The organism is Actinomadura formosensis NBRC 14204, from assembly GCF_001552155.1.
GTDB classification, from domain to species: domain Bacteria; phylum Actinomycetota; class Actinomycetes; order Streptosporangiales; family Streptosporangiaceae; genus Spirillospora; species Spirillospora formosensis.
The window spans coordinates 1-22,021 of the sequence record NZ_BCQQ01000021.1; the positions used below are offsets into that span (position 1 = coordinate 1).

A 22,021-nucleotide genomic window follows, 5' to 3' on the forward strand; every position below is an offset into this window, starting at 1 on the left:
GGTCAAGCGGAGCCGGGCCGGGCGGCGGCCGGGCCGGGCGCGGGGGGCGCCGGCGGCGCAGGTCGGGGCCGCCGACCGGCATCGGTCCGCGCTGCTGATCATGGTGCTGACGCTGGGGCTGCTGATCGCGGCGGTCGTGGTGACCGGCGCGCTGATCGCGTCCTCGATGCGGACCCGGCCGGTGACGCTCGCCGCGCCGCTGCACATCTACCCGGTCGCGCAGGCGACGCCGGGGCCGTGCCCCGCCGGGACGAAGGGGATCACCGGGCAGGGGGACACGGGCCCGACGTGCTACCACCTCACGCAGGGCATCGCGATCCACAAGGTCGCCGACCTGCGGGTGCAGAAGTCGCGGGTGAAGCCGGGCGGCTACGACGTGGCGGTGACGCTGCGGCCGGTCGACCGGCACGCGTTCGCGGAGCTGACCCGCGTGACGGTCGGGCGGGATCTCGCGTTCGTCGTCCGTGACCGGCTCGTCACCCTGCCCCGCGTCGACATGGCCATCACCGACGGGAAGGTCATCGTGACCGGCTCGCCGAACCGGGCGGCGGCGAACAGGCTCGTCCACGACCTGAAGGGGCGCTGACTCAGCCTTCCGGGGCGGCCGGGGCCGCGGTCGCGGCGGGAGCCTTCGCGGCGGCACCGCCCCGGCCTCCCGAGCCGCGCAGCGGCAGTTCCTTCAGCGCGAGGACCGTGAGGAAGCCGATCACCGCCACCGGGACGCCGACGAGGAAGACGGCATGCATCGCGTGGGTGAACGCCTCCTGGATGATCCCGTGCACCGGCTCGGGCAGCTTCTGGATCTGCTCCGGCGAGCCCAGGCGGCCGCTCCCACCGGACGGCATGGGGATGCCGGCCGCCCGGAAGCCCGAGGTGATCTCGGCCGCCACCCGGTTGGCGAGGATCGCGCCGAACGCGGCCACGCCCATCGCGCCGCCGAGGTTCCGGAAGAACGAGACGCCGGACGTCGTCGAGGCCAGGTCGGCGGGCGCGGCGGCGTTCTGCGCGGCAAGGATGAGGATCTGCAGCGTCAGGCCCATGCCGGTGCCGAGGAGGGCGAGGTCCGCGCCGATGAGGAGCTTCGGTGAGTCGGTGTGCAGTTGCGCCAGCAGGAACATCCCGATCGCGATGCACAGCATGCCGAGCACCGGGAAGAGCTTGTAGCGGCCCGTCCGGGTCACCATCTGCCCGGAGCCGGTCGAGGTGACGAGCATGCCGAGGACGAGCGGCAGCGTCATCAGGCCGGACGCCGTCGGGCTCATCCCCTTGACGATCTGCAGATACTGCGGCATGTAGATCATCACGCCGAACATCGCCATGCCGACGCAGACGGAGATGAACGACGTCAGCACGAACGTCCGGTTGCGGAACAGCCGGGGCGGCAGGATCGGGTCGCGGGCGATGCGCTCGGCGACGATCGCCAGGCCGAGCAGGACGGCGGCGGCCCCGAGCAGGATGTAGGTCCACCGGGAGTTCCACGCGAACTCCGTCCCGCCCATGGACAGCACCAGCATCAGCAGGGCGGCGCTGCCGGTGATGGTGACCGCGCCGAACACGTCCACGCTGGTGTCGCGGGTCACCTTCGGCAGCTTCAGCACCTTCTGGATGACGAGGAACGCGACGACCGCGAGCGGGACGCACACGTAGAAGGTCCAGCGCCAGCCGAGGGCGTCGGCGTCCACGATGAACCCGCCGAGCAGCGGCCCGGCGACCGTCGCGACGCCGAACACCGCGCCCATGTATCCGGCGTAGCGGCCGCGCTGCCGGGGCTCGACCACGTCGCCGAGGATGACCTGGGCCAGCGCGGACAGGCCGCCGACGCCGAGGCCCTGGACCGCGCGGGCCGCGATGAGCTGGCCGATGTTCTGCGACAGTCCCGCGGCCACGGACGCCAGCACGAAGATCAGCAGGGCGGTCTGGAACATGAGCTTGCGCCCGGCGATGTCCGACAGCTTGCCCCACAGCGGGGTGGACGCGGTCATCGTCAGCAGTGACGCGCTGGCGACCCAGGCCAGCTGGTCCTGGCCGCCGAGGTCGCCGACGATCGTCGGCAGGGCGGTGGCGACGACCGACGTCGAGAGCATCGACGTCAGCATCGCCATCATCAGGCCGGCGAGGATCTCCAGGATCTGACGGTGCGTGTACTGCGGTCTCGCCGGCTCGGACGCCGCCGGGTCGTGCGACGCCACGCTGGTTTGAGCCACCCTGCCCCCATGCCAATGGAATTACCTGTGTCGTGCAGGTATCTTATGTAGACGCTTGTTTACTTGCAACTCGGTGGATACTGGGCACCGACCGTCAGCGACAGCCGGGGATGGGGATGCAGGTCGAGGAGCAGCGCACGGCCGAGCGGCGGCCGAAGCGGGACCGGGCGGCGACCCGGCGCCGCATCCTGGACGCCGCCCGCGACCTGTTCGGCGAGCACGGCTACGACGGCGTCACCGTCCGCATGATCGCGGCGCGGGCGGAGGCGAACGTCGCCCTGGTCAACCGGTACTTCGGGTCGAAGGCGGCGCTGTTCGGGGAGGTCCTGGCCGGCGAGTCGGTGATCCGCGGCGTCATCGCGGGCGACCCCGAGGGGCTGCCCCGGCGGCTCGCGGAGCACTTCGTCCGGCAGATCGACCCGCGTCCGGTCACCGCCATCTCCCGGATGCTCGACCGGTCGGCGGGGCACCCCGAGGTCAAGGAGATCCTGCTCCACTACCTGGAGGAAGTGATCGTCGAGCCGATGGTCGCCCAGCTGGAGGGGCCGGACGCCCGCGCCCGCGCGCTGCTGGCGTCCACGATCATCATGGGCGGCGGGCCCGTCCGGCGGCTCGTCGGCCTGGGCGACCTGCGCGCCGCCGACCCAGCCGAGCTCACCGACCGCCTCACCGCCATGTTCACCGCCGCCCTCGCCCCGCCGGTACGCCGCGCGGTGTAGCGGGGCGGCCCGGCGTACGGCGGCGGGAGCAGCGAAGATCGGCTCATGGGCGGAGCCTGCGGCGGCGCGGCGCGCATAGGGTGCAGGACATGAGGGTGGCGGGCGCGGTTCGGGCGCGGTGGGGCAGGACGGGACGGGCCGTGCGGTGGACGGCGGGCGGTGCGGCGGCCGTGCTGCTCGCGGGCGGCGCGGCCTTCGGGCTCACGGCCGGCGACGCCCCCCGCGTCCAGGCTTCCGACCAGCTCATCAGCGTGGTGGACGGGCCGGGCAACGACCAGCGCGTCACGCTCGACACGACGTTCTACAGGCCGGTCGGGCGGGCCAGAGGCCCGGCGGTCATGCTGGCGCACGGCTTCGGCGGATCGAAACGGGACGTCGCGGGCGAGGCGCGCGGCCTGGCCCGCGCGGGGTACGCGGTGCTGGCCTGGTCGGCGCGCGGATTCGGGCGGTCGGGCGGTGAGATCGCGCTCAACTCGCCCGACTACGAGGTCAAGGACACCCGGCAGCTCATCGACTGGCTGGCGAAGCGTCCGGAGGTCGTCCTCGACGGGCCGGGCGATCCGCGCGTCGGCATGGCGGGGCAGTCGTACGGCGGCGCGATCACGCTGCTGACCGCCGGGTACGACCGGCGGGTGGACGCCATCGCGCCGCAGATCACCTGGCACAGCCTCCCGGACGCGCTGTTCCCGTCCGCGACCGGCGCGGGGCCCGCGGACGGGGTGTTCAAGAAGCTGTGGACGGGGCTGTTCTTCACCAGCAGCGCGGGCCGGACGGCCTGCGGACGCTTCCTGCCGTCGTTGTGCGACATGTACCAGGAAGTCGCGGAGAAGGGGCGTCCGACCGAGTCGGCGATCTCGACGCTGCGGCGGTCGAGCCCGGCCTCGGTCACCGACCGGATCAAGGTGCCGACACTGCTGGTCCAGGGGCAGTCCGACTCACTGTTCCCGCTGGACCAGGCCGACGCCAACGCGCGCGCGATCGCCGCGGGCGGCGCGCCGGTGTCGGTGGTGTGGTTCCAGGGCGGGCACGACGGCGGCGACCCGGAGACCGCGCGGGTCGAGGGGCTGGTGCGCGACTTCTTCGACGCGCGGCTGCGGCACACCTCCGCACCCTCGCCGGACGGTTTCACGGTGACGCGGGCGGGCGGGCTCGACTCCGCCACGCAGGAGATCGTCGTGGGGGAGGCGACGACGTCCCGGTATCCGGGGCTTTCCGGTGATCCGGTCGCGATGCCGCTGTCCGGTGGCGAGCAGACGATCTTCAATCCGGCGGGCGGGTCACCGGCGTCGATCTCGGCGATGCCGGGGCTGGGCGCGCTGGGGTCCCTCGGCTCCCTGGGCGGGGCCGGCTCACCGGCCGGGTCGCTGCCGACGGACATGCCGGGGCAGACGGCCGCGTTCGACACGCGTCCGCTGGACCATCCGGTCCGGCTGACCGGGGCGGCCACGGTGCGGCTCAAGGTGCGCGGGGACGGCCCGCTGTTCGCCAAGCTCTACGACGTGGCGCCGGACGGGAGCACGATCCCGGCACGCCGGCTCGCGGCACCGTTCCGGGTGTCGGGCGAGGACGTCACGGTGACGCTCCCGGCGATGGACTACCGCTTCGACCGCGGCCACCGCCTGCGTCTCGTCATCGCGACGACCGACATGGGGTTCGCGACACCTGCCAAGCCTTCGTCTTACAAGGTGCAGGTGATGTCGCCGCTGTCCGTCCCCACGGTCCCCTCATTGGCGACTGCGGCGCCGCCCCTGCCCACCTGGGTGTGGGTCCTGCCGGTGGTCGCGCTCGCCGTTGCCGCCGCCATCCTCGTGCCTGGACGCCGCAGGCGGGCCGCTGAAACCGACAGCGATGTCCCGCTGGAGATATCGGGCCTAACGAAGGCGTACAAGAACGGCCATCTCGCCGTGGCGGACCTGTCTTTCCGTGTGGAGAAGGGCCAGGTTCTCGGTTTGCTCGGCCCGAACGGCGCTGGGAAGACCACGACCCTGCGCATGCTCATGGGCCTCATCCATCCCGACTCAGGCGAGATCCGCATCTTCGGTCATCGCGTCACTCCCGGTGCGCCCGTCCTGTCTCGCCTTGGCTCCTTCGTCGAGGGGCCGGGGTTCCTCCCCCACCTCTCCGGCCGCGACAACCTGGACCTGTACTGGCGCGCCACCGGGCGCCCCTCGGACGAAGCCCACCTGGACGAGGCATTGGAGATAGCCGACCTGGGGTCCGCCCTGGACCGGGCCGTCCGCACCTACTCGCAAGGCATGCGGCAGCGGCTCGCCATCGCCCAGGCCATGCTCGGCCTGCCGGACCTCCTCGTCCTGGACGAGCCGACCAACGGCCTCGACCCGCCCCAGATCCGGGAGATGCGGGAGGTGCTCGTCCGGTACGCCGCTGCCGGACGCACGGTCATCGTCTCCAGCCATCTGCTCGCCGAGGTCGAGCAGACCTGCACGCACGCGGTCGTCATGGCCGGCGGGCGGCGCGTCGCCGCCGGTCCCGTCAGCGAGATCGTCGGTTCCGGCCGCCGGCTGGAGGACGCGTTCCTGGAGCTCATCGGAGAGGCCCCATGACGACCTACAACGTCCGGCGGACCCTGCCCCTGCGCGTCGAGGCCGTCCGCCAGTTCCGGCGCCGCCGCACCCTCGTCGCGTTCGGCATCCTGCTCGTCCTCCCGTGGGTGCTGATGCTCGCGTTCAAGCTCGGCGGCGACCCCGGCCCGGACGGCGTTCCCAGCCTGGTCGGCGTCGCCACGTCCAGCGCGCTGAACTTCGCCCTGTTCGCCCTGTTCGCCGCGACCGGCTTCCTGCTGGTCGTCGCCGTCGCCCTGTTCTGCGGCGACACCGTGGCGAGCGAGGCCGGCTGGTCGTCGCTGCGGTACCTGCTGGCCGCCCCCGTGCCGCGCGCCCGGCTGCTGCGCCAGAAGCTGGTCGTCGCCCTCTCCTACGCCGTGGTGGCGGTCGTCAGCCTGCCGCTGATGTCCCTGGTCGCGGGGACCGTCGGCTTCGGCTGGGGCGATATCGAGCTCCCCACCGGCGGCACCGTCCCGGTCGGCACCGCGCTCGGCCGGATGGCGATCATCATCGGCTACTCGCTGGTCGCCCAGCTCGTCGTCGCGGCCCTGGCGTTCCTGCTCTCCGTCACCACCGACTCGCCGCTGGGCGCGGTCGGCGGCGCGGTCGGCCTCGTCATCGTCAGCAACATCCTGGACGCCGTCACCGCGCTCGGCTCCTGGCGCGACTTCCTCCCGACGCACTGGATGTACGCGTGGATGGACGCCCTGCAGCCCCAGATCCAGTGGACGGGCATGGCGAAGGGCGCCGCGATCTCCCTCGCGTACGCCGTGATCCTCTTCGCCCTGGCCTTCCGCCGCTTCCGAACCCGCGACATAGTCTCCTGAGTTTCTGGCACGATCCGCGATCATCCGATCACCCCGAGCCACCGACATCTCCCAAAAATCGGTCGAACCTCCAGTGTCCGGTGCATAAGCTCAGCAAACCGCGCAGGCGCCCGGTACGTACTACGAGGTGACCACGGTTAAGTCCGGCCCGTTGGGGGGAGGTGATCACCATGGCACGGCAGCAACTCGTCAAGCGCCCCAAGCCCCCGCGTCAACCGAGCCAGCCCGATCTGCGGACCCCGTCAGGCCGCCTGCTTCCCTACTGAAGCCGCGCCAGGAACCTCTCCCGATCCACCACGACCCGCTCGATACGCCCGTCCCCCACCGCACCGCGCTCGTCGACGGCCCTGACCCCGAACACGAGCCGCTTCCCGTCGACCTCTTCGAGCACCGCTTCGACGGTCACCCGCACGCCGACCGGGCTGGCCGCCAGGTGCCGCACCTCAACGCGCGTCCCCACAGAGGTCCACCCGTCGGCGAGACGCCCCGCGACCGCCGCAACGGTCGCCGCCTCCGCGAGCGCCACCAACCGGGGCGTCCCCAAAACCGGGACATCCCCGCTGCCCACATGAACGGCGGTGTCCTCCTCCCCGACCACCAGGGACGTCTCCGCCCGCAACCCCGCCCTCAGTTCCATGGGCCGATCCTCTCCTTCCGCGGAATTCACTCACGGTCGTCGCTGTCACCGAGGCCATGGCCGGCACCCTCGGTCGGCCACCGCCTCTGCGCCTGGGAAAAGCACTCAGCGGGCAGGGACTTGTACGCGGCGGCAACGGCCTTCGGCGTCCGGCCACGAACGATGAAGCCGGCCCGGCTCCGAGGACGACCCCACGGTGCTCTCAGGGCTTCCTGTTCCTCCGTCAGAGGAAGGTATGGCTGGACACAGACGAGCACGTCCTCTCCCGCATACCAGCGATGCCCCAGCGTGCACGGCGACTCCTCTATGGGGAGCTGCGGAAACCCCAGCCGGACGAACTGGCGCTCCACAGCGGGGATCTCCGCCTCAAGCAGTTCCCCCCGCAGAGAGAGTTGCGCGGCCCCACCCCACAACGTCTCCTCAAGCACCATGTCGATCAGCGCGATGGACAGCCGCTCGGTCCAGGCGACACCGGTCGCGTGCTCCTCATGACCCCGGTCGCATGAGTGCGCGGTCGGCGGATCGTCCATGTGCAGATCCGCCGGCCGGATGTACCGCTCCCAGGCGCCCTGGTTCTCCGCGTGGTACATGACCAGGCCCGTGTCCTCGTACACGTACAACCCGCCGGGCGGTTCCAGGCGGTGCATCGTGGCGCACAGATCCGCACGCTTACCGAACAGCGTGTACGCCTCGCGCAGCGCCGCCGGGAACGGGAAACCCAACCGTTCCTCGGCCGCGTCCAACTCCCCGCCGTCGTAGCCGTCGCCATCGCGTAGCGGCGTTGACCACGCCCGAGCGAACCCCCGGATGAACGTCCACGCTCGGTGCCTGTCCTGCACCCCCGCGGCAATCTCACTCGCAAGATCGAAACCATCCGGCACGGCCAGAACCCTACGCCCCCGCACGGCCGGGCCAAGCGCGCAGCCGTCACCGAAACCGACCTCTGTCGATCTGGATCGACCGGCGATACATACCGCGCTGACTCCGAGCCTGTCTTTCCCACCGGATCTCGCAGAGCAACCAGCACGGGAGCGCACGGCGACCGGACGAAACTCGCCCCCACCCTTACCCGGCTACACAAAGTCACTCCTTCCTCACGGGATTTACTCTTCACAAGTAAAGGTCACCAGTCAATATCAAGGCGAGTACATGACCATGTCGCCGCAGACACAATTCTGGCAATTGAATCTTCCTAAAGTGCGACATAGCGTCAATTTAAACGCCGCCCGAAGCGTGCTTTTCTGGGGCTGCGGGACCCGGCGCCGGGCGGTGCTGCCTACCGAAAGCGAAAGGCGTCAACATGCTCAAAGTGATCGGGGCCGGGCTGCCGCGCACGGGGACCACATCGATGAAGGCGGCCTTGGAGCGGCTCGGGTTCGGCCCCTGCCACCACATGTACGAAATCCTCACGAACCCCGACCAGGTCGATCGGTGGCTTCCGGCCGCCGACGGCGAGCGGCTCGACTGGGACCGTGTCCTCGCCGGCTATTCCTCCAGCCAAGATTGGCCGTCCAGCGGATTCTGGCGCGAGCTCGCCGACGCCTACCCCGACGCGAAGGTCGTGCTGACCGTCCGCGATCCGCGCGGGTGGCACACCAGCTTCGGCAACCTGATGGCGAACAGTTCCGGAGTACGGAACGCCGAGGAGTTGCCCGAGGCCGCGCGTCCCGTCGCGACCGCCATGCAGCGGCTGCGTCCCGTCCTGGACCGCATCGGACGCGACATCCTCGGTGAGGTCTGGCAGGCGGAGGACGACGCCTTCAGCGAGGACGAGGCGGTCGCGGCATTCAACCGGCACGTCGAGAACGTCCGAGCGGGCCTCCCCGAGGACAGGCTGCTGGTGTTCGACGTCCGCGAGGGCTGGGGCCCGCTGTGCTCGTTCCTCGGGGCCGAGGTCCCGGACGAGCCGTTCCCGCACCTCAACGACTCCGAGGCACTGCGGAGGACGTTCGACACGCTCCTCACCGGAGGCCCTCTCGCCGCTCCCGCATAGGGTCAAGGGCGGCCGCCCGCCCGGCGTGCCGGGCGGGCGGCCTGTCCCATCCGGTCCCGGCGCGCCGCGTCGCCCGCCCGCTCCAGTGTCAGCGGGCAGGCGAGAAAGCGAAGTCAGCCCACTCCGTGATCGTTGATCCTCCACGGCTGATCCGAGGCAGTGCGAACCAGCGTGTAGCCCCATGCCGTGTGTCCGTTGGGCATGGAGACCTCCTCCCGCTGCTGTAGAGCGAATTTCACAGGGACGTTGACAGCCTCTTGGTAGCGCTTGCCATCCGGAGACTTATAGCCGTTATCGGGGATGGGCGCGTCAATCCGCAGATTGGAGATCCGCGTTCCCTCAAACATGCTGTCGACGACGCCCTCTTCCTGCTGGGCGAAGTAGGGGGTCGACAGAACTCGTCCTGCCGCCTTGTTGTGAGCATTGATCGCTCTCCACGACACCCGCGCAGACGCCCCGTTCGACCTTTGGCGAGCCCTCTTCACCCAGGCCCACGAGCGGATCGAGATCCTCGTGTACGCGGGTGTCTTCATTCACGAACAGTGGCCCGACTTCAACGACCTCTTGCGGGAGAAGGCCGCCACCGGATGCCGCGTGCGCATCCTCCTAGGGAATGCCGACGCGCCAGCGGTCAGCGAGCGCGGCGAAGAGGAGAAGTACGGGACGGCATCGAGAACCGTTGCCGCGCGGCCCTCATGCACTACACCCCGCTGATCGGCACACCGGGCGTCGAGGTGCACCAGCACGCGACCACGCTCTACAACTCCATCTATCGCGATGATGACCAGATGCTCGTCAACGCGCAAGTGTTCGGGATGAACGCCTACGCCGCGCCGGTCTGGCACCTGCGCCGGGAGTCGGAGGGAGGCGTGTTCGACCGCTACGCCGAAAGCTTCGAAGCGGTGTGGGCACTCTCCCGCCAAGCCGTCAAGGAGTGAACAGTGGCGCGCACCGAGTACTACGACGACCCAGCCGCACCGGCCCCGAACTCCTTGGTCGTCGCCGCCTCCGCAGTCGTCACCAACGACCACGGCGAAGTGCTCATGCAACGACGAGCCGACTCTGGTCTCTGGGCGTTGCCGGGGGGAGGCATGAATCTGGACGAGTCGCTACCAGACACGGCAGTCCGCGAGGTCAAGGAAGAGACCGGGTACGACATCGAGATCACAGAGTTGGTCGGCACCTATACCGACCCCCGCCACATCATCGCCTACTCCGACGGCGAGGTACGCCGACAGTTCAACGTGTGCTTCACGGCCCGGCTGCTCGGCGGCGAACTCCAGCTCAGCAACGAGTCCCTAGAAGTCCGTTGGGTGCCGGCCGACGAGCTGGACGACTTGCCCATGCACCACACCCAGCGGTTGCGGTTGCGCCACTACCGCGAGGACCGCAACACCCCGCACCTCGGCTAGGGCAGCGCGCCACCGTCCCTAGCCGAGTACGTGTTTGCAGGTCAGCCGCTACTCGGCGGGGGCGACGCCGATGGGGCAGGAGAGGCCGGTGCCGCCTATGCCGCAGTAGCCGTTGGGGTTTTTGGCCAGGTACTGCTGGTGGTAGTCCTCGGCGAAGTAGAAGTCGGGGGCCTTGGTGATCTCGGTGGTTATGGGGCCGTAGCCGGCGGTGGCGAGGGTCCGCTGGTAGGCGTCTCGGGAGGCTTCGGCGGCCTTCTGCTGGACGTCGGTGCGGGTGAAGATGGCCGAGCGGTACTGGGTGCCGATGTCGTTGCCCTGGCGCATGCCCTGGGTGGGGTCGTGGGACTCCCAGAAGACGCGGAGCAGGTCGTCGTAGGAGATCTTGGCGGGGTCGTAGACGACGCGGACGGTTTCGGCGTGGCCGGTCTGGCCGCTGCAGACCTCTTCGTAGGTGGGGTTCGGGGTGTAGCCGCCCGCGTAGCCGGCGGCGGTGGAGATGACGCCGGGGGTCTGCCAGAACTTGCGTTCGGCGCCCCAGAAGCAGCCGAGGGCGAACTCGGCGATCTCGGCGCCGTCCGGGTAGGGCGGGGCCAGGGGCGCGTCGAGGACCTCGTGGCGGGGCGGCACCTGGATGGGCTCGTCCCTGCCGGGGAGTGCCTTCTCCGGAGAGACCATCTGGGTCTTCGCAAAGCCGAACATGTAACCCAGATTACTCTTCGGATGAGTCATGAGCGTGACCAGGTATGGCTGATTACCAAGTAGAGTTCTGGGTGTGGTGAAGCGGGGGATGCTGTTCGGGGTCGGGGCCTACGTGATGTGGGGGTTGTTCCCGCTGTACTGGCCGCTGCTGAAGCCGGCCGGGGCGGTCGAGATCCTCGCGCACCGGGTCATGTGGTCGCTGGTCGCGGTCGCCGCGGTGCTCGCGGTGCGCAGGACCCGGATCCGGAACCTGGGGCTGCGCAGAGGGCTGCTGCTGGCGCTGGCCGCGGTGGTGATCAGCGTCAACTGGGGGACGTACATCTACGCCGTCAACAGCGGGCAGACGCTTGAGTCCGCGCTGGGGTACTTCATCAACCCGCTGATCAGCGTGGTGTTCGGTGTGGTGATCTTCCGGGAGCGGCTGCGGCCGGGGCAGTGGGCGGCGGTCGGGCTGGGGACGGTGGCGGTCATCGTGCTGACCGTCGATTACGGGCGTCCGCCCTGGATCGCGCTGGTGCTGGCGTTCGCGTTCGGGACGTACGGGCTGCTCAAGAAGTTCGCCGACATGCCGTCGGCGGAGAGCCTGGCGGTCGAGACGGCCCTGCTGTTCCTGCCCGCCCTGGTGTTCGTGCTGGTCCTGGAGGGACGGGGCGAGGCGTCCTTCGGGCACCACGGGATGGGGCACGCGGCACTGATCGTGGGGGCGGGGCTCGTGACGGCCGTCCCGCTGATGCTGTTCAACGCGGCGGCGATCAGGCTGCCCATGACCGCCATCGGCATGCTGCAGTACCTGGCGCCCGTGCTGCAGTTCGTCATCGGGTTCTTCGTCCAGCACGAGGAGATGCCGCCGAGCCGGTGGGCGGGGTTCCTGCTGGTGTGGCTGGCGCTGGTGACGCTGACATGGGACGGGGTGCGCGCCGGCCGCCGGAAGCGGTGCCCGAAACCGCCCGAAGAGGCTAAAGTGCCGGACGTCGAACCCCGGATTCGAGGAGTTCTCGTTGCGTCTGGTCAGCTTCACCGTGTTGGGGACGGCGCTCGTCGCGGCGGGCATGCTGGCACCGGCGACGGGTGAGGCGACGGCCGTCGGGCACGACGACGTCACGGTGGAGCCGGGCGTGGCGCGGCCCGGGGAGCGGGTCCGGGTCTCGGTGCCCGGGTGCGGGGGCATGGCGCGGGCGGTGACGTCCGAGGTGTTCGCCGGGCAGGCCGTGCGCGGCGCCGCCACCGTGAAGCCGGATGCCGCGCCCAGCACGTACGCGGTCGAAGCGCGGTGCGGTTCACGGAAAGTGACCGGCAAGATCCGGGTGGCGGGACGGCTGGGATGGCCGGATATCGTGCCCGCCGGCCACGATTCCCGATAACCGGGAAAAGCGGAAGCTCCCTCCTTTTCTATTGCTCATTACTTAGCGTGGCCGATCGGCGGCGCGAGCACCTCTTCTCTCCGGCACCTGCGGGGATGCTGTCAACTCGTCTCGTCAACTGAGACAACCAGTCCAGCAAGTGATAAACCTCACCCGGTGGCGGTTGAGATTTCTACCGTTCGACCCCTTGATCCCGTTAAATGATCATGTGATACTCCCACGAAACCCTACATAACACCCACGCCTCACAGAGAACGCCAGAAACCCCCATTCCTCTGCTTCCGGTGTCCACCGCGAGGGACACCGGGGCGCCTCGGCAGGCCCGCGCCGAGGGGCCGTATCCCCTGAGACACGCGAGCACGGGTCGAGACGCTTCAACTCAACATCGAGGGGCAGTCGGTAATGTCCGTTGACGCGGTTCCAGCCCAGAAGCCCAAGAACTTCCCCCTTTACCGCACGGCCGCCGGGTTCGTCCGCGATCCGCTCCGACAACTGGAGCGGATCAGCAGCGAGGGCGACGGCCGGCTCATCCGCATCGACCTCGGCGCTTCGCACCCTTACCTCGTCACCCACCCCGACCACATCCAGCAGGTACTGCGGCGGGAGTCGGAGAACTTCCAGCGGGACGGGGTGTTCTGGCGGCCGCTCCGCGAGCTGATGGGCGACAGCATCCTCTCCGAAGGCGCCGAGTGGGAGCACAGCAAGCGCGTCCTGCAGCCGGTCTTCACCACGCGCAACGTCAACCGGCTCACCGGGCTGATGGCCGGGGCGATCAACAACGCGGTCGCCAAGCTGGACGAGCCGGCCCGCACGGGACAGCCCGTCGACGTCCTGGCGGAGATGGGCCGGATCGTCAACGAGACCGTCATCAAGGTCCTGTTCGGTGACAAGATCTCCCCGAACGACGCCAACCGGCTGATCCCGACGTTCGACCAGATCGCCACATTGATCTCGTTCCGGTTCCTGCTGCCGTTCGTCCCGCGCGCGATCCCGATGCCCGGCGACCGGGCCTTCCGGGACGCCGTCAACGTGATGGACGAGGTGCTGTTCGAGCTTGTGGAACGTTACCGGGACGACCCGGGCGACGGCAGCGACATCTTCACCGCGCTCTGCCAGGCCCCCACCGAGCACGGCGGGCCCCCGACCAACAAGTGGATCCGCGACAACCTGCTCGCCATGTTCGCCACCAGCACCGAGACGACGACGCTGGCGCTGACCTGGCTGTGGCCGCTGCTGCACGACCACCCGGACGTCCAGGACCGGCTGGTCGCCGAGATCGAGGAGGTCGTCGGCGACGACCCGGTCCGCCCGGACCATCTGCCCAGGCTGCCGTACGTGTCGCAGGTCGTGGACGAGCTGCTGCGCCTCTACCCCGTCGGCTGGATGTTCCCCCGCATGGCCACCAGGCCGACGTCCATCGGCGGCGTGCCCGTCCAGCCGGGCGACTCGGTGCTCATCAGCCCGTTCCTCACCCACCGGCTGGCATCGGTGTGGGAACGTCCGCTGGAGTTCGACCCCGACCGGTTCACCCCGGAGAACGTCCGCGAGCACCACCGCTACGCCTACTTCCCGTTCGGTGGCGGACCGCACCAGTGCATCGGCCGGCACGTGTTCAAGGTCGAGGCGCGGATGATCCTCACGAGTATCCTCAGCCGGTTCCGGCCCAGGCTGTCGGAGGCGGTGCCGGCCATGCCGCGCATCGGCGCGACGCTGCGGCCCCGAGAGCCGCTGGAGATGACGCTGACGCGCGCCGGGAAGGGCGAGTGAGCGGGAGCGGAGCCGGCGAACTCGCCCGCCCTCCCCATCCGGGGCGGACGAGCACGTCCGCCTTCGAATCCGGGACGATCTGCGCGGTCGCCGGCCAGTCGCAGCGGCAGATGCGCGGCTGGGCCGCCGAGTACCCCGCGCTGTACGGGGCGCAGGCGTTCGATCCGGCGCTGTTCAGCACACTGTCACTCGCGGCGGCGTTCAGCGGCCCCGGGCTCACCGCCGGCGGGCTGCGCATGGCCAACCGGGTCTGCCTGTGGTGCTTCGGCCTCGACTGGCTGATCGACTACGTGGCGTCGTCCCGCGCGCAGGTGCGCGGTCTCGTCCGGCGGTGCGCGCGGGTCGCCGACGGCGCGGACCCCGGGGACGGCGACTGCGCCGAGGACGAGCTGATGCGGTTCCTCGCCGCCGTCCGGGACGAGCTGGCGGCCGAACCCGCCCATCCCGGCCTGCGGGACGTCTGGCGGGAGGAACTCCAGCGGGTGCTCGACGCGATGGCGCTCGAATGGGACTGGAAGGCCGCCCGGGAGAAGGGCGAGCACGGACCCGCGTTCGAGGAGTACCTCGCGAACGCCGACAACCTCGGTTTCTCGTTCGTGTTCGCCTCGCACTGGATCGCGTCCGGGGGCGGCGGGAACGTTCCGGTGGTACGTGAGGCGAGCCGGGCCGTGCAGCGGGTGATCCGGCTGCTGAACGACCTCGGCACCTACGAGCGCGATCTGAAGTGGGGCGATCTGAACGGCCTGCTGCTCGACCGGACACGCGCCGAGGTCGAGGAGCGCATCGGGGAACTGACCAGCGAAGCCCGGACGCTGCTCCGGGACGCCGCGCGGAGCGTCCCGGAACTGGCCGGCTATATGGAACGCCAGATGGACTTCTGTGCGGGCTTCTACGGAGTCACCGACTTCTGGGGCACGTTGTGAGCGTCGACGACCGTCCTGTTGTGTGGAGCACCGTCCCTTACCCGCGCCGTCCGGCCACGAGGTCCGGTGGCGTGGACCTGAACAATGCCGTCGGCGAGCTCATCGCCGGGCTGGTGACGCGGCAGTGGGGGCAGGTCACTCCCTCGGTGTACGAGACCGGCCGGCTGGTGACGTTCGCCCCCTGGCTCACGGGCCACGAACGGCGCCTGGGGTTCCTGCTGGAGACGCAGCGTCCGGACGGCGCCTGGGGCGTCCCCGACGACGGGTACGCGCTTGTCCCCACGCTGAGCGCGGTCGAGGCGCTGCTCAGCGAACTCACCGGCGAGGCGCGGCGGGACGGCGGGAGCGGCCTGCACCGCGCATGGCTGGCGCACTCGGCCGAGCGCGGGCTGCGGGCGATCCGCCTGCGGATGTGCGGGCCGGCCGCGGCGTCCCTGGACCTGCCCGACCTGCCGGCGATCGAGCTGATCGCGCCCGCCCTGACCGAGCGGATCAACGTGTCGCTGGCCCGGCTGCGGGACCGTCCGGTGCCGGGGCTCGCCGGCTGGGCGGGATGCGAGCTCGGCCCGCCCGCGGGGCTGTCCCGCAAGAAGCTCGACTTCGTACGCGCCCTGTTCGCCGCGGGGGCGGACGTGCCGCAGAAGCTGGTGCACGCGCTGGAGATCGCCGGGGACGACGCCGCCGGGCTGCCCTGGCCTACCCCCGAGCCGACCGGCACGATCGGCGCGGCACCGGCGGCCACCGCGGCCTGGCTGGGCGCGGACGCGGCCGACGACCTGGAGAATCCGGCCCGCTGGTATCTGGAGACCGTGGTGGCGCAGCACGGCGGGCCGGTGCCGTGCGGTTTCCCGCTGACCGTGTTCGAACGCGGCTGGGTGATCGCGTGGCTGGTGCGCGCGGGCGTCCGGTGCGCCGTCCCGCCGGAGATCGTGCTCAGCCTGACGGCGCCGCTCGGCCCGGCGGGCACCCCGGCGGCGGAGGGCCTGCCGGCGGACGCCGACACCACGGCCGGGGCGCTGTACGCCCTGGCCCTGCTCGGCGCGCCGCACCGGCCGGATCCGCTCTACGCCTACGAGACGGACACGCATTTCTGTACGTGGCAGGGCGAGGAGGGCGCGTCGATCACGACGAACGCGCACGTCCTTGAGGCGTTCGGCGAATACCTCGCCGCGGGCAGGCCCGGCGCGCAGGCGTCCCGGTACGCCGCGACCGCAACGAAGGTGGCGGGCTGGCTCCGCGAGCAGCAGGCGCCGGACGGAAGCTGGTCCGACCGGTGGCACGCGTCGCCGCTCTACGCGACGGCGTGCAGCGCCATCGCGCTCGCGCGGTTCGGCGGGCCGGAATCGGCCGCGGCGGTCGGCGCGGCCCGGCGCTGGGTCCTGGAGGCGCAGCGGCCGGACGGCTCCTGGGGCCGCTGGGGCGGCACGTCGGAGGAGACCGCGTACGCGGTGCAACTCCTGCTGCTGACCGGCGCGGTCCCCGCGCCGGCCGTCCGGGACGCGGTCGACCGGGCCGTCCCGCGGCTGCTCCGCTCACTGACCGGCGCGGACGGCGGAGACTTCGGTGAGCCGGCGCTGTGGCATGACAAAGACCTTTACCGGCCCTCGGCGATCGTCCGGGCGGGTGTGCTCGCCGCGCTGCAACTCGTCCGCACGATGCCCAGGGGCGGATCCGGCACGCGGCCGATGTTCGACTGAGTGAATTCCGCCACATCGACGGTCCTTCACATCCCCCTCAAAATGCGACAAAGCGCCCGCCGTTGCTGATTCACCTTGAGGGGTTATGGTCCTGTTGCTAGTCTTCTACGCCGTATGGAACGGCGGCTTGCCGTCGCCCTTGCATCCCTCTGACCGCGCAATCCGCCCCCACTCATCAACGGCCACGGCGGCTTGCGAGCCATTTCACATATTGTTTGGGCGATTGTAATGCGCTTCCGCAACTCGCGTCTGCGAACCAAGATCACGGCGCTCTTGCTTTCCCTCACGGCACTCTGGGTTTTTGCCGCCTGGGTGACGCTGCGCGAAGGCGTCAATCTGCTCGGCGTCAGCACCCTGGACCGCGCGCTGGCGCAGCCGACCGACCCGTTGCTCGCCGACCTGCAGCACGAACGCTGGATCTCCATGGTGCAGTTGGTGCGGCCGGACGCCGCCAACCGCGCGGCACTCGACAAGCAGCGTGCCGAGACGGACAAGACACGCGCGGAAGCGGTCCGGCTGGCCCGCGACAGCAACGTCTCCCTGTTCGGCAGCAAGCTCCTCGAACGGCGCGTCGATCAGATGCTGGACCAACTGAAGGCGCTGGACTCCACCCGGCACTCGGTCGACGCCGGTGCCGCCGACCGGACCCGGATCACCGCCGCGTATTCGGAGGTCATCGAGTCCATTTTCCGGGTCTACGATTCGCTCGCGACCCTGGACGACAAGGATTTCGCCCGCGACACCCGGACGCTGCTCGAGCTGAACCGCACCTGGGAACTGCTTTCCCGGGAAGACGCATTGATGTCCGGTTCCCTCGCGATCGGCCGGATCACACCCGCCGAACTCATCGAGTTCACCCAGCTGGTCGGCAGCCGGCGGCACAACACCGCGCAGGCGCTGCTCAACATTCAGAACTCGGACCCCGCCCTCTACAAGGCCCTGACGGAGAACGCGAAGCTGCGGCAGGTCGAGGCGTTCGAGGACGAGGTGATGCAGAACCGCCGGATCCCCAAGGCCGGGCAGTCCCGGCTGAACTGGCGTCCCTCGATGACCGCCGAACGGTGGGAGTCGGTGACCGACCCGGCCCTGGACTACATGCGCCAGCAGATCCAGGCCTCCGGCGACCGGCTGGTGGATCGCGCCACGCCCATCGCGGCGGGGGTCGTCCTCCGGCTGGCCCTGGCCGGTGGTCTCGGGCTCCTCGCGGTCATCGCGTCGGTCATCGTGTCGATCACCACGGCACGTGCCCTCGTCCGGCAGCTCGAACGGCTGCGCGGCGCCGCCTGGGAACTGGCCGAGCAGCGGCTGCCCAGCGTCGTCGAACGGCTGGGACACGGCGAGAAGGTGGACGTCGCGGTCGAGGCGCCCCCGCTGCAGTTCGGCACCGACGAGATCGGCCAGGTGGGACGCGCGTTCAACGCCGTCCAGGAGACCGCGATCCGCACCGCCGTCGAGCAGGCCGAACTGCGCCGCGGCATCCGGGACGTCCTGCTGAGCCTGGCCCGCCGCACCCAGACGCTGGTCCACCGGCAGCTCACCATGCTCGACACGATGGAGCGCAAGCGCGACATCGACCCGAAGGACCTGGAAGAGCTGTTCCGGCTCGACCACCTCGCCACCCGCATGCGGCGCAACGCCGAGAACCTCATCGTGCTGTCCGGGGCGATCCCGGCCCGCGGCTGGCGGCAGTCGGTGCCGATGGTGGACGTCGTGCGCGCCGCGGTCGGCGAGGTCGAGGACTACACCCGCGTCACCGTCCTGCCGTTCGGGCCGGTCGAACTCACCGGCCGCGCCGTCGGTGACATCACCCACCTGCTGGCCGAGCTGATCGAGAACGCGGTGTCGTTCTCCCCGCCGGACACCGCCGTGCACATCGGCGGCCACCTCGTCGCCAACGGCTTCGCCATCGACATCGAGGACCGCGGGCTCGGCATGACCGACGAGAAGCTCGCCGAGATCAACGAGCGGATCGTCGACCCGCCCGAGTTCAACCTGCGCAGCTCCGTCCAGCTCGGCCTGTTCGTCGTCGCGAAGCTCGCCGAGCGCTACGGCGTGCGCGTCTCGCTGAAGCGGTCGGCCTACGGCGGCACGACGGCCGTCGTCGTCATCCCGCAGGACCTGATCGTCGAGAGCGACGCCGCGAAGAGCCCCGCGACCACCACCCAGAACGGCCTCACCGTCCGGCAGCCGGCGGCGGTCTCCGCCGGCGCCAGGTCCTCGGGGGCGCATCCGACGGCCAGTGTGACGACCATGACCAGGAAGCCGTCCACCTCGCCCCCTGCCCTGGTGGCCGTGCCGCCGCCCGCGGCCGACCCGGACGACGCAGCCGACCAGGACGACCAAGACGACCGCGAGGACCCGGCCCCCGACCCCGGTGACACGGAGACTTCCGAGCCGCAGGCCAGCGCCGCGGCGGAGACCAGCCACCCGGAGGATCAGCCACCCGTGACCGACAACTCCATCACCCCGTCCGGCCTGCCCGTCCGCGTTCCCCAGGCCAACCTCGCGGCGCCGCTGCGCACCGACGAACCCGTCGTCGCCCAGCAGCCGGACGAGCACGACGACGACCCAGGCCGCTCGCCCGAGGAGATTCAGCGGATCATGGGTTCCTACCAGCGCGGCACCCGCCTTGCGAGGACGGCCGTCGAGTCCCTCGGCAACGAAGCAGTGGAAGGCGAGAACGAGCAGTGAAGCAGAAAGCAGGTGCGCCGTCCGATCTGGGCTGGCTGCTGGACGACCTGATCCACCGTGTGCCGCACGCGCACAGCGCGGTCGTCCTGTCCGCGGACGGCCTTCTCATGGCCTCCTCGGAAGGAATGAGCCAGGACGACGGCGAACACCTGGCCGCGGTGGCCGCCGGCATCCAGAGCCTGGCCAAGGGCGCCGGGACACGGTTCGGCGGCGGCCCGGTCAGGCAGACGATCATCGAGATGCAGTCGCAGTTCCTGCTGGTGACGGTGGCCGGCAAGGGCGCCTGCCTCGCCGTGCTGGCGGGCGATGAGGCCGACGTCGGCCTCATCGCCTACGAGATGGCGATGCTCGTCACCAGCATGGGGCACCATCTCACCTCGCCGTCACGTTCGGAGACCGCGGAGGGCCGCTCCACATGATGCCGCCCGAAGACCCCTCGCCCGACCTCTGGCCGGAGACCCCGCCGCTCCCACCGGCCCCCGAACCGGACACGCACGAACGCTGGCTCGACGACCAGGCCGGCCCCATGGTGCGTCCCTACGTGATGACCAGCGGGCGCATCGAGCCGACCCGCGGCAAGTTCGACCTGATCACCCTCGTGGTCGCGGCCGGCCCGGAACCGGACACCGTGATCGGGCTCGGCCCCGAGCACCTGGCGCTCATCCGGCTCTGCCAGAACGTCATCTCGGTCGCCGAACTCACCGGCCATCTCAACCTGCCCGTCGCGACCGTGCGGGTCCTGCTCGGCGACCTGCTCGACAAGGGGTTCGTCTCCATGCAGGAACCCGAACCGGAGGCGGACATGCACGACATCAGGCTCTACAAGGCGGTGATCGATGGTCTCCGGGCCCTCTAGAGGCGTACGCGCCCGCCGGCTTCCCACCGCGGTCAAGATCGTGATCGCGGGCGGTTTCGGGGTCGGCAAGACCACGATGGTGGGCACGGTCTCCGAGACCCGGCCGCTGCGCACCGAGGAACTCCTCACCGACCAGAGCATCGGCGTGGACGACATCGCCGGGGTGGAACGCAAGAGCACCACCACGGTCGCGATGGACTTCGGCCGCATCACGATGCGGGACGAGTACGTCCTCTACCTGTTCGGGACCCCCGGCCAGGAACGCTTCTGGTTCATGTGGGACGAGGTCGCCCTCGGCGCGCTCGGCGCGGTCGTCCTCGCCGACACCCGCCGCCTGTCCGACTGCTTCCCGTCGGTGGACTACTTCGAGCGCCGCGGCACCCCGTTCGTCGTCGCGGTCAACTGCTTCGAGGGCGCCCAGCGCTACGACCTCCAAGAGATCCAGATGGCCCTCAACCTGGGCCCCAAGGTCCCCGTCATGCTCTGCGACGCCCGCCGCGTCGAATCCTGCAAGAAGGTCCTCATCGACCTCGTCCTGCACGCCATGAAGTTCCGCGGCCTGACCGAAGAGCCCGCCGAACCGCAGAAAGCCTGAACCCGAACAGCCGGGCTTCAAGAGCGGGGCCGTTCGCGCCCACCGGCATCGCCGGCGCGAACGGCCCCGCGCGGTCACGTCCCGCCACCTGGATCAGCGGCCGGGCGGCGCGGATCAGCCCGTGCGGCTCACCACGTAGTCGCAGAGGTTGGTGAATGCCTCGCGGGCGGGGATCTCGGGGAGGGTGAGGAGTTCGGCGCGGGCGTCCTCGGCCCAGCGGCGCAGGTCGGCACGGGCACGGTCCATGGCGGGGTGGGCGCGCAGCAGGGTGAGGGCCTCGGCGTGGCGGGTGTCGTCGGTGAGGTCCTGGACGAGGAGTTCGCGGAGGCGGGCGTCGTCCGGCCCGGAACCGATCCCGCCGAGGACGTGGTGCATCGGAAGGGTGCGGACGCCCTCGCGAAGGTCGGTGCCCGGCGTCTTGCCGGACTCCTCGGTCTCGGACGCGATGTCGAGGATGTCGTCGGAGAGCTGGAAGGCGATGCCGATCTTCTCGCAGGCGGAGGTGATCGTGTCGACGACATGGGGCGGGGCGCCCGACAGCAGGGCGCCGAACTGGCCGGAGACGGCGATGAGGGACGCGGTCTTGTCGGCGACGACCTGCAGGTAGTGCTTGAGGGGGTCGGCGGAGGTGCCGGGGCCGACCGTCTCCTGGATCTGGCCGCGGACGAGGCGGGCGAACGCGCGGGCCTGGATGCGGACCGCCTCGGGGCCGAGGTCGGCGAGCAGGTCGGAGGCGCGGGCGAACAGGTAGTCGCCGGTGAGGATCGCGACGGTGTTCGTCCAGCGGGAGTTGGCGGACTCCTGGCCGCGGCGGACGGTCGCCTCGTCCATCACGTCGTCGTGGTAGAGGGTGCCGAGGTGGGTCAGCTCCACGACGACGGCGGCGGGGACGACGCCCGCGGCGGCCGGGTCGCCGAAGTGGGAGGCGAGCAGCACCAGCATCGGCCGGAACCGCTTGCCGCCCGCCTCCACCAGATGCTCGGACGCCTCGGTGAGCAGCGGATCCTCGCCACGCACGCAGTCGAGGAGCATGGCCTCGACATCGGCCAGACGCGCTTTCGCAGCGGACGCGAGCG

General features: G+C 70.4%; 22 protein-coding genes. 16 read left to right on the top strand and 6 right to left on the bottom strand.

The window, feature by feature from the left end; translation table 11 throughout:
* On the top strand, nucleotides 1-586 hold a 586-nt coding region (locus tag AF1_RS35100; RefSeq protein WP_067794419.1), incomplete at its 5' end, for a SecDF P1 head subdomain-containing protein.
* Nucleotide 587: 1 nt separating this feature from the next.
* Here AF1_RS35100 and AF1_RS07880 read toward each other — a convergent pair.
* Nucleotides 588-2,204, bottom strand: a complete 1,617-nt coding sequence (locus tag AF1_RS07880; RefSeq protein ID WP_067794420.1) for an MDR family MFS transporter — start codon at nucleotides 2,202-2,204, stop codon at nucleotides 588-590.
* Nucleotides 2,205-2,320: 116 nt separating this feature from the next.
* On the opposite strand from AF1_RS07880, the gene AF1_RS07885 reads away from it, so the two are divergent.
* The 3 genes from AF1_RS07885 (at nucleotide 2,321) to AF1_RS07895 (ending at nucleotide 6,314) form a co-directional block, all read left to right on the top strand.
* Nucleotides 2,321-2,923, top strand: coding sequence for a TetR/AcrR family transcriptional regulator (locus tag AF1_RS07885; protein WP_067794537.1), 603 nt, complete (start codon nucleotides 2,321-2,323; stop codon nucleotides 2,921-2,923).
* An 89-nt stretch (nucleotides 2,924-3,012) separates the two neighbouring features.
* Nucleotides 3,013-5,487: an alpha/beta fold hydrolase gene (locus tag AF1_RS07890; RefSeq protein ID WP_084262559.1), complete on the top strand. Its 2,475-nt coding sequence runs from the start codon at nucleotides 3,013-3,015 to the stop codon at nucleotides 5,485-5,487.
* Nucleotides 5,484-6,314 (top strand): ABC transporter permease, encoded by an 831-nt coding sequence (locus AF1_RS07895; protein WP_067794422.1) that lies wholly within the window; start codon nucleotides 5,484-5,486, stop codon nucleotides 6,312-6,314. The genes AF1_RS07890 and AF1_RS07895 overlap by 4 nt, the downstream gene beginning before the upstream one ends.
* 259 nt (nucleotides 6,315-6,573) lie before the next feature.
* On the opposite strand, the gene AF1_RS07900 is transcribed toward AF1_RS07895, so the two are convergent.
* Together AF1_RS07900 and AF1_RS07905 are read right to left on the bottom strand one after the other, a co-directional pair.
* On the bottom strand, nucleotides 6,574-6,951 hold the full coding sequence (locus AF1_RS07900; RefSeq protein ID WP_067794424.1) for a thioesterase family protein: 378 nt from the start codon (nucleotides 6,949-6,951) through the stop codon (nucleotides 6,574-6,576).
* A gap of 26 nt (nucleotides 6,952-6,977) precedes the next feature.
* Nucleotides 6,978-7,832 (bottom strand): hypothetical protein, encoded by an 855-nt coding sequence (locus AF1_RS07905; RefSeq protein WP_067794426.1) that lies wholly within the window; start codon nucleotides 7,830-7,832, stop codon nucleotides 6,978-6,980.
* 419 nt (nucleotides 7,833-8,251) lie between these two features.
* Between AF1_RS07905 and AF1_RS07910 the strand changes: the two genes are divergently transcribed.
* Complete coding sequence (locus tag AF1_RS07910; protein ID WP_067794428.1) at nucleotides 8,252-8,944, top strand: sulfotransferase family protein; 693 nt, start codon at nucleotides 8,252-8,254, stop codon at nucleotides 8,942-8,944.
* A 113-nt stretch (nucleotides 8,945-9,057) separates the two neighbouring features.
* On the opposite strand, the gene AF1_RS33070 is transcribed toward AF1_RS07910, so the two are convergent.
* Nucleotides 9,058-9,477, bottom strand: a complete 420-nt coding sequence (locus AF1_RS33070; protein ID WP_242608901.1) for a DUF4829 domain-containing protein — start codon at nucleotides 9,475-9,477, stop codon at nucleotides 9,058-9,060.
* A 162-nt stretch (nucleotides 9,478-9,639) separates the two neighbouring features.
* Between AF1_RS33070 and AF1_RS36185 the strand changes: the two genes are divergently transcribed.
* Nucleotides 9,640-9,882 carry a hypothetical protein gene (locus tag AF1_RS36185; RefSeq protein ID WP_067794432.1) on the top strand — a complete coding sequence of 81 codons (243 nt, stop codon included), beginning with the start codon at nucleotides 9,640-9,642 and terminating at the stop codon, nucleotides 9,880-9,882.
* Nucleotides 9,883-9,885: 3 nt separating this feature from the next.
* Nucleotides 9,886-10,356 carry an NUDIX hydrolase gene (locus tag AF1_RS07925; RefSeq protein ID WP_067794434.1) on the top strand — a complete coding sequence of 157 codons (471 nt, stop codon included), beginning with the start codon at nucleotides 9,886-9,888 and terminating at the stop codon, nucleotides 10,354-10,356.
* Nucleotides 10,357-10,404: 48 nt separating this feature from the next.
* On the opposite strand, the gene msrA is transcribed toward AF1_RS07925, so the two are convergent.
* Nucleotides 10,405-11,055 (bottom strand): peptide-methionine (S)-S-oxide reductase MsrA, encoded by a 651-nt coding sequence (gene msrA, locus AF1_RS07930; protein ID WP_067794436.1) that lies wholly within the window; start codon nucleotides 11,053-11,055, stop codon nucleotides 10,405-10,407.
* Between the two features lie 88 nt (nucleotides 11,056-11,143).
* On the opposite strand from msrA, the gene rarD reads away from it, so the two are divergent.
* The 9 genes from rarD to AF1_RS07975 all read left to right on the top strand — a co-directional run bounded on the left by rarD (nucleotide 11,144) and on the right by AF1_RS07975 (nucleotide 20,945).
* Nucleotides 11,144-12,127 (top strand): EamA family transporter RarD, encoded by a 984-nt coding sequence (gene rarD / locus AF1_RS07935; protein WP_084262563.1) that lies wholly within the window; start codon nucleotides 11,144-11,146, stop codon nucleotides 12,125-12,127.
* Complete coding sequence (locus AF1_RS07940; protein WP_157419148.1) at nucleotides 12,054-12,416, top strand: hypothetical protein; 363 nt, start codon at nucleotides 12,054-12,056, stop codon at nucleotides 12,414-12,416. Before rarD ends, AF1_RS07940 begins: the two co-directional genes overlap by 74 nt.
* 402 nt (nucleotides 12,417-12,818) lie before the next feature.
* Complete coding sequence (locus tag AF1_RS07945) at nucleotides 12,819-14,183, top strand: cytochrome P450 (protein ID WP_067794439.1); 1,365 nt, start codon at nucleotides 12,819-12,821, stop codon at nucleotides 14,181-14,183.
* The gene (locus AF1_RS07950; RefSeq protein ID WP_242608902.1) at nucleotides 14,180-15,106 is read left to right on the top strand and encodes a terpene synthase family protein; all 927 of its coding nucleotides are present in this window, start codon (nucleotides 14,180-14,182) and stop codon (nucleotides 15,104-15,106) included. Before AF1_RS07945 ends, AF1_RS07950 begins: the two co-directional genes overlap by 4 nt.
* 71 nt (nucleotides 15,107-15,177) lie before the next feature.
* Entirely contained in the window at nucleotides 15,178-16,803 is a 1,626-nt protein-coding gene (locus tag AF1_RS07955; RefSeq protein ID WP_242608903.1) for a prenyltransferase/squalene oxidase repeat-containing protein, read from the top strand.
* A gap of 312 nt (nucleotides 16,804-17,115) precedes the next feature.
* Entirely contained in the window at nucleotides 17,116-19,494 is a 2,379-nt protein-coding gene (locus tag AF1_RS07960; protein WP_242608904.1) for a sensor histidine kinase, read from the top strand.
* Nucleotides 19,491-19,913, top strand: a complete 423-nt coding sequence (locus AF1_RS07965) for a roadblock/LC7 domain-containing protein (RefSeq protein WP_067794445.1) — start codon at nucleotides 19,491-19,493, stop codon at nucleotides 19,911-19,913. The genes AF1_RS07960 and AF1_RS07965 overlap by 4 nt, the downstream gene beginning before the upstream one ends.
* A complete protein-coding gene (locus tag AF1_RS07970) occupies nucleotides 19,910-20,350 on the top strand; it encodes a DUF742 domain-containing protein (protein WP_084262564.1) in 441 nt (146 codons plus the stop codon). The genes AF1_RS07965 and AF1_RS07970 overlap by 4 nt, the downstream gene beginning before the upstream one ends.
* Nucleotides 20,331-20,945, top strand: a complete 615-nt coding sequence (locus AF1_RS07975; RefSeq protein ID WP_067794447.1) for a GTP-binding protein — start codon at nucleotides 20,331-20,333, stop codon at nucleotides 20,943-20,945. The genes AF1_RS07970 and AF1_RS07975 overlap by 20 nt, the downstream gene beginning before the upstream one ends.
* Nucleotides 20,946-21,059: 114 nt before the next feature.
* Here AF1_RS07975 and AF1_RS07980 read toward each other — a convergent pair whose 3' ends face one another.
* Nucleotides 21,060-21,977 carry a polyprenyl synthetase family protein gene (locus AF1_RS07980; RefSeq protein ID WP_131732771.1) on the bottom strand — a complete coding sequence of 306 codons (918 nt, stop codon included), beginning with the start codon at nucleotides 21,975-21,977 and terminating at the stop codon, nucleotides 21,060-21,062.
* Nucleotides 21,978-22,021: the final 44 nt, after the last annotated feature.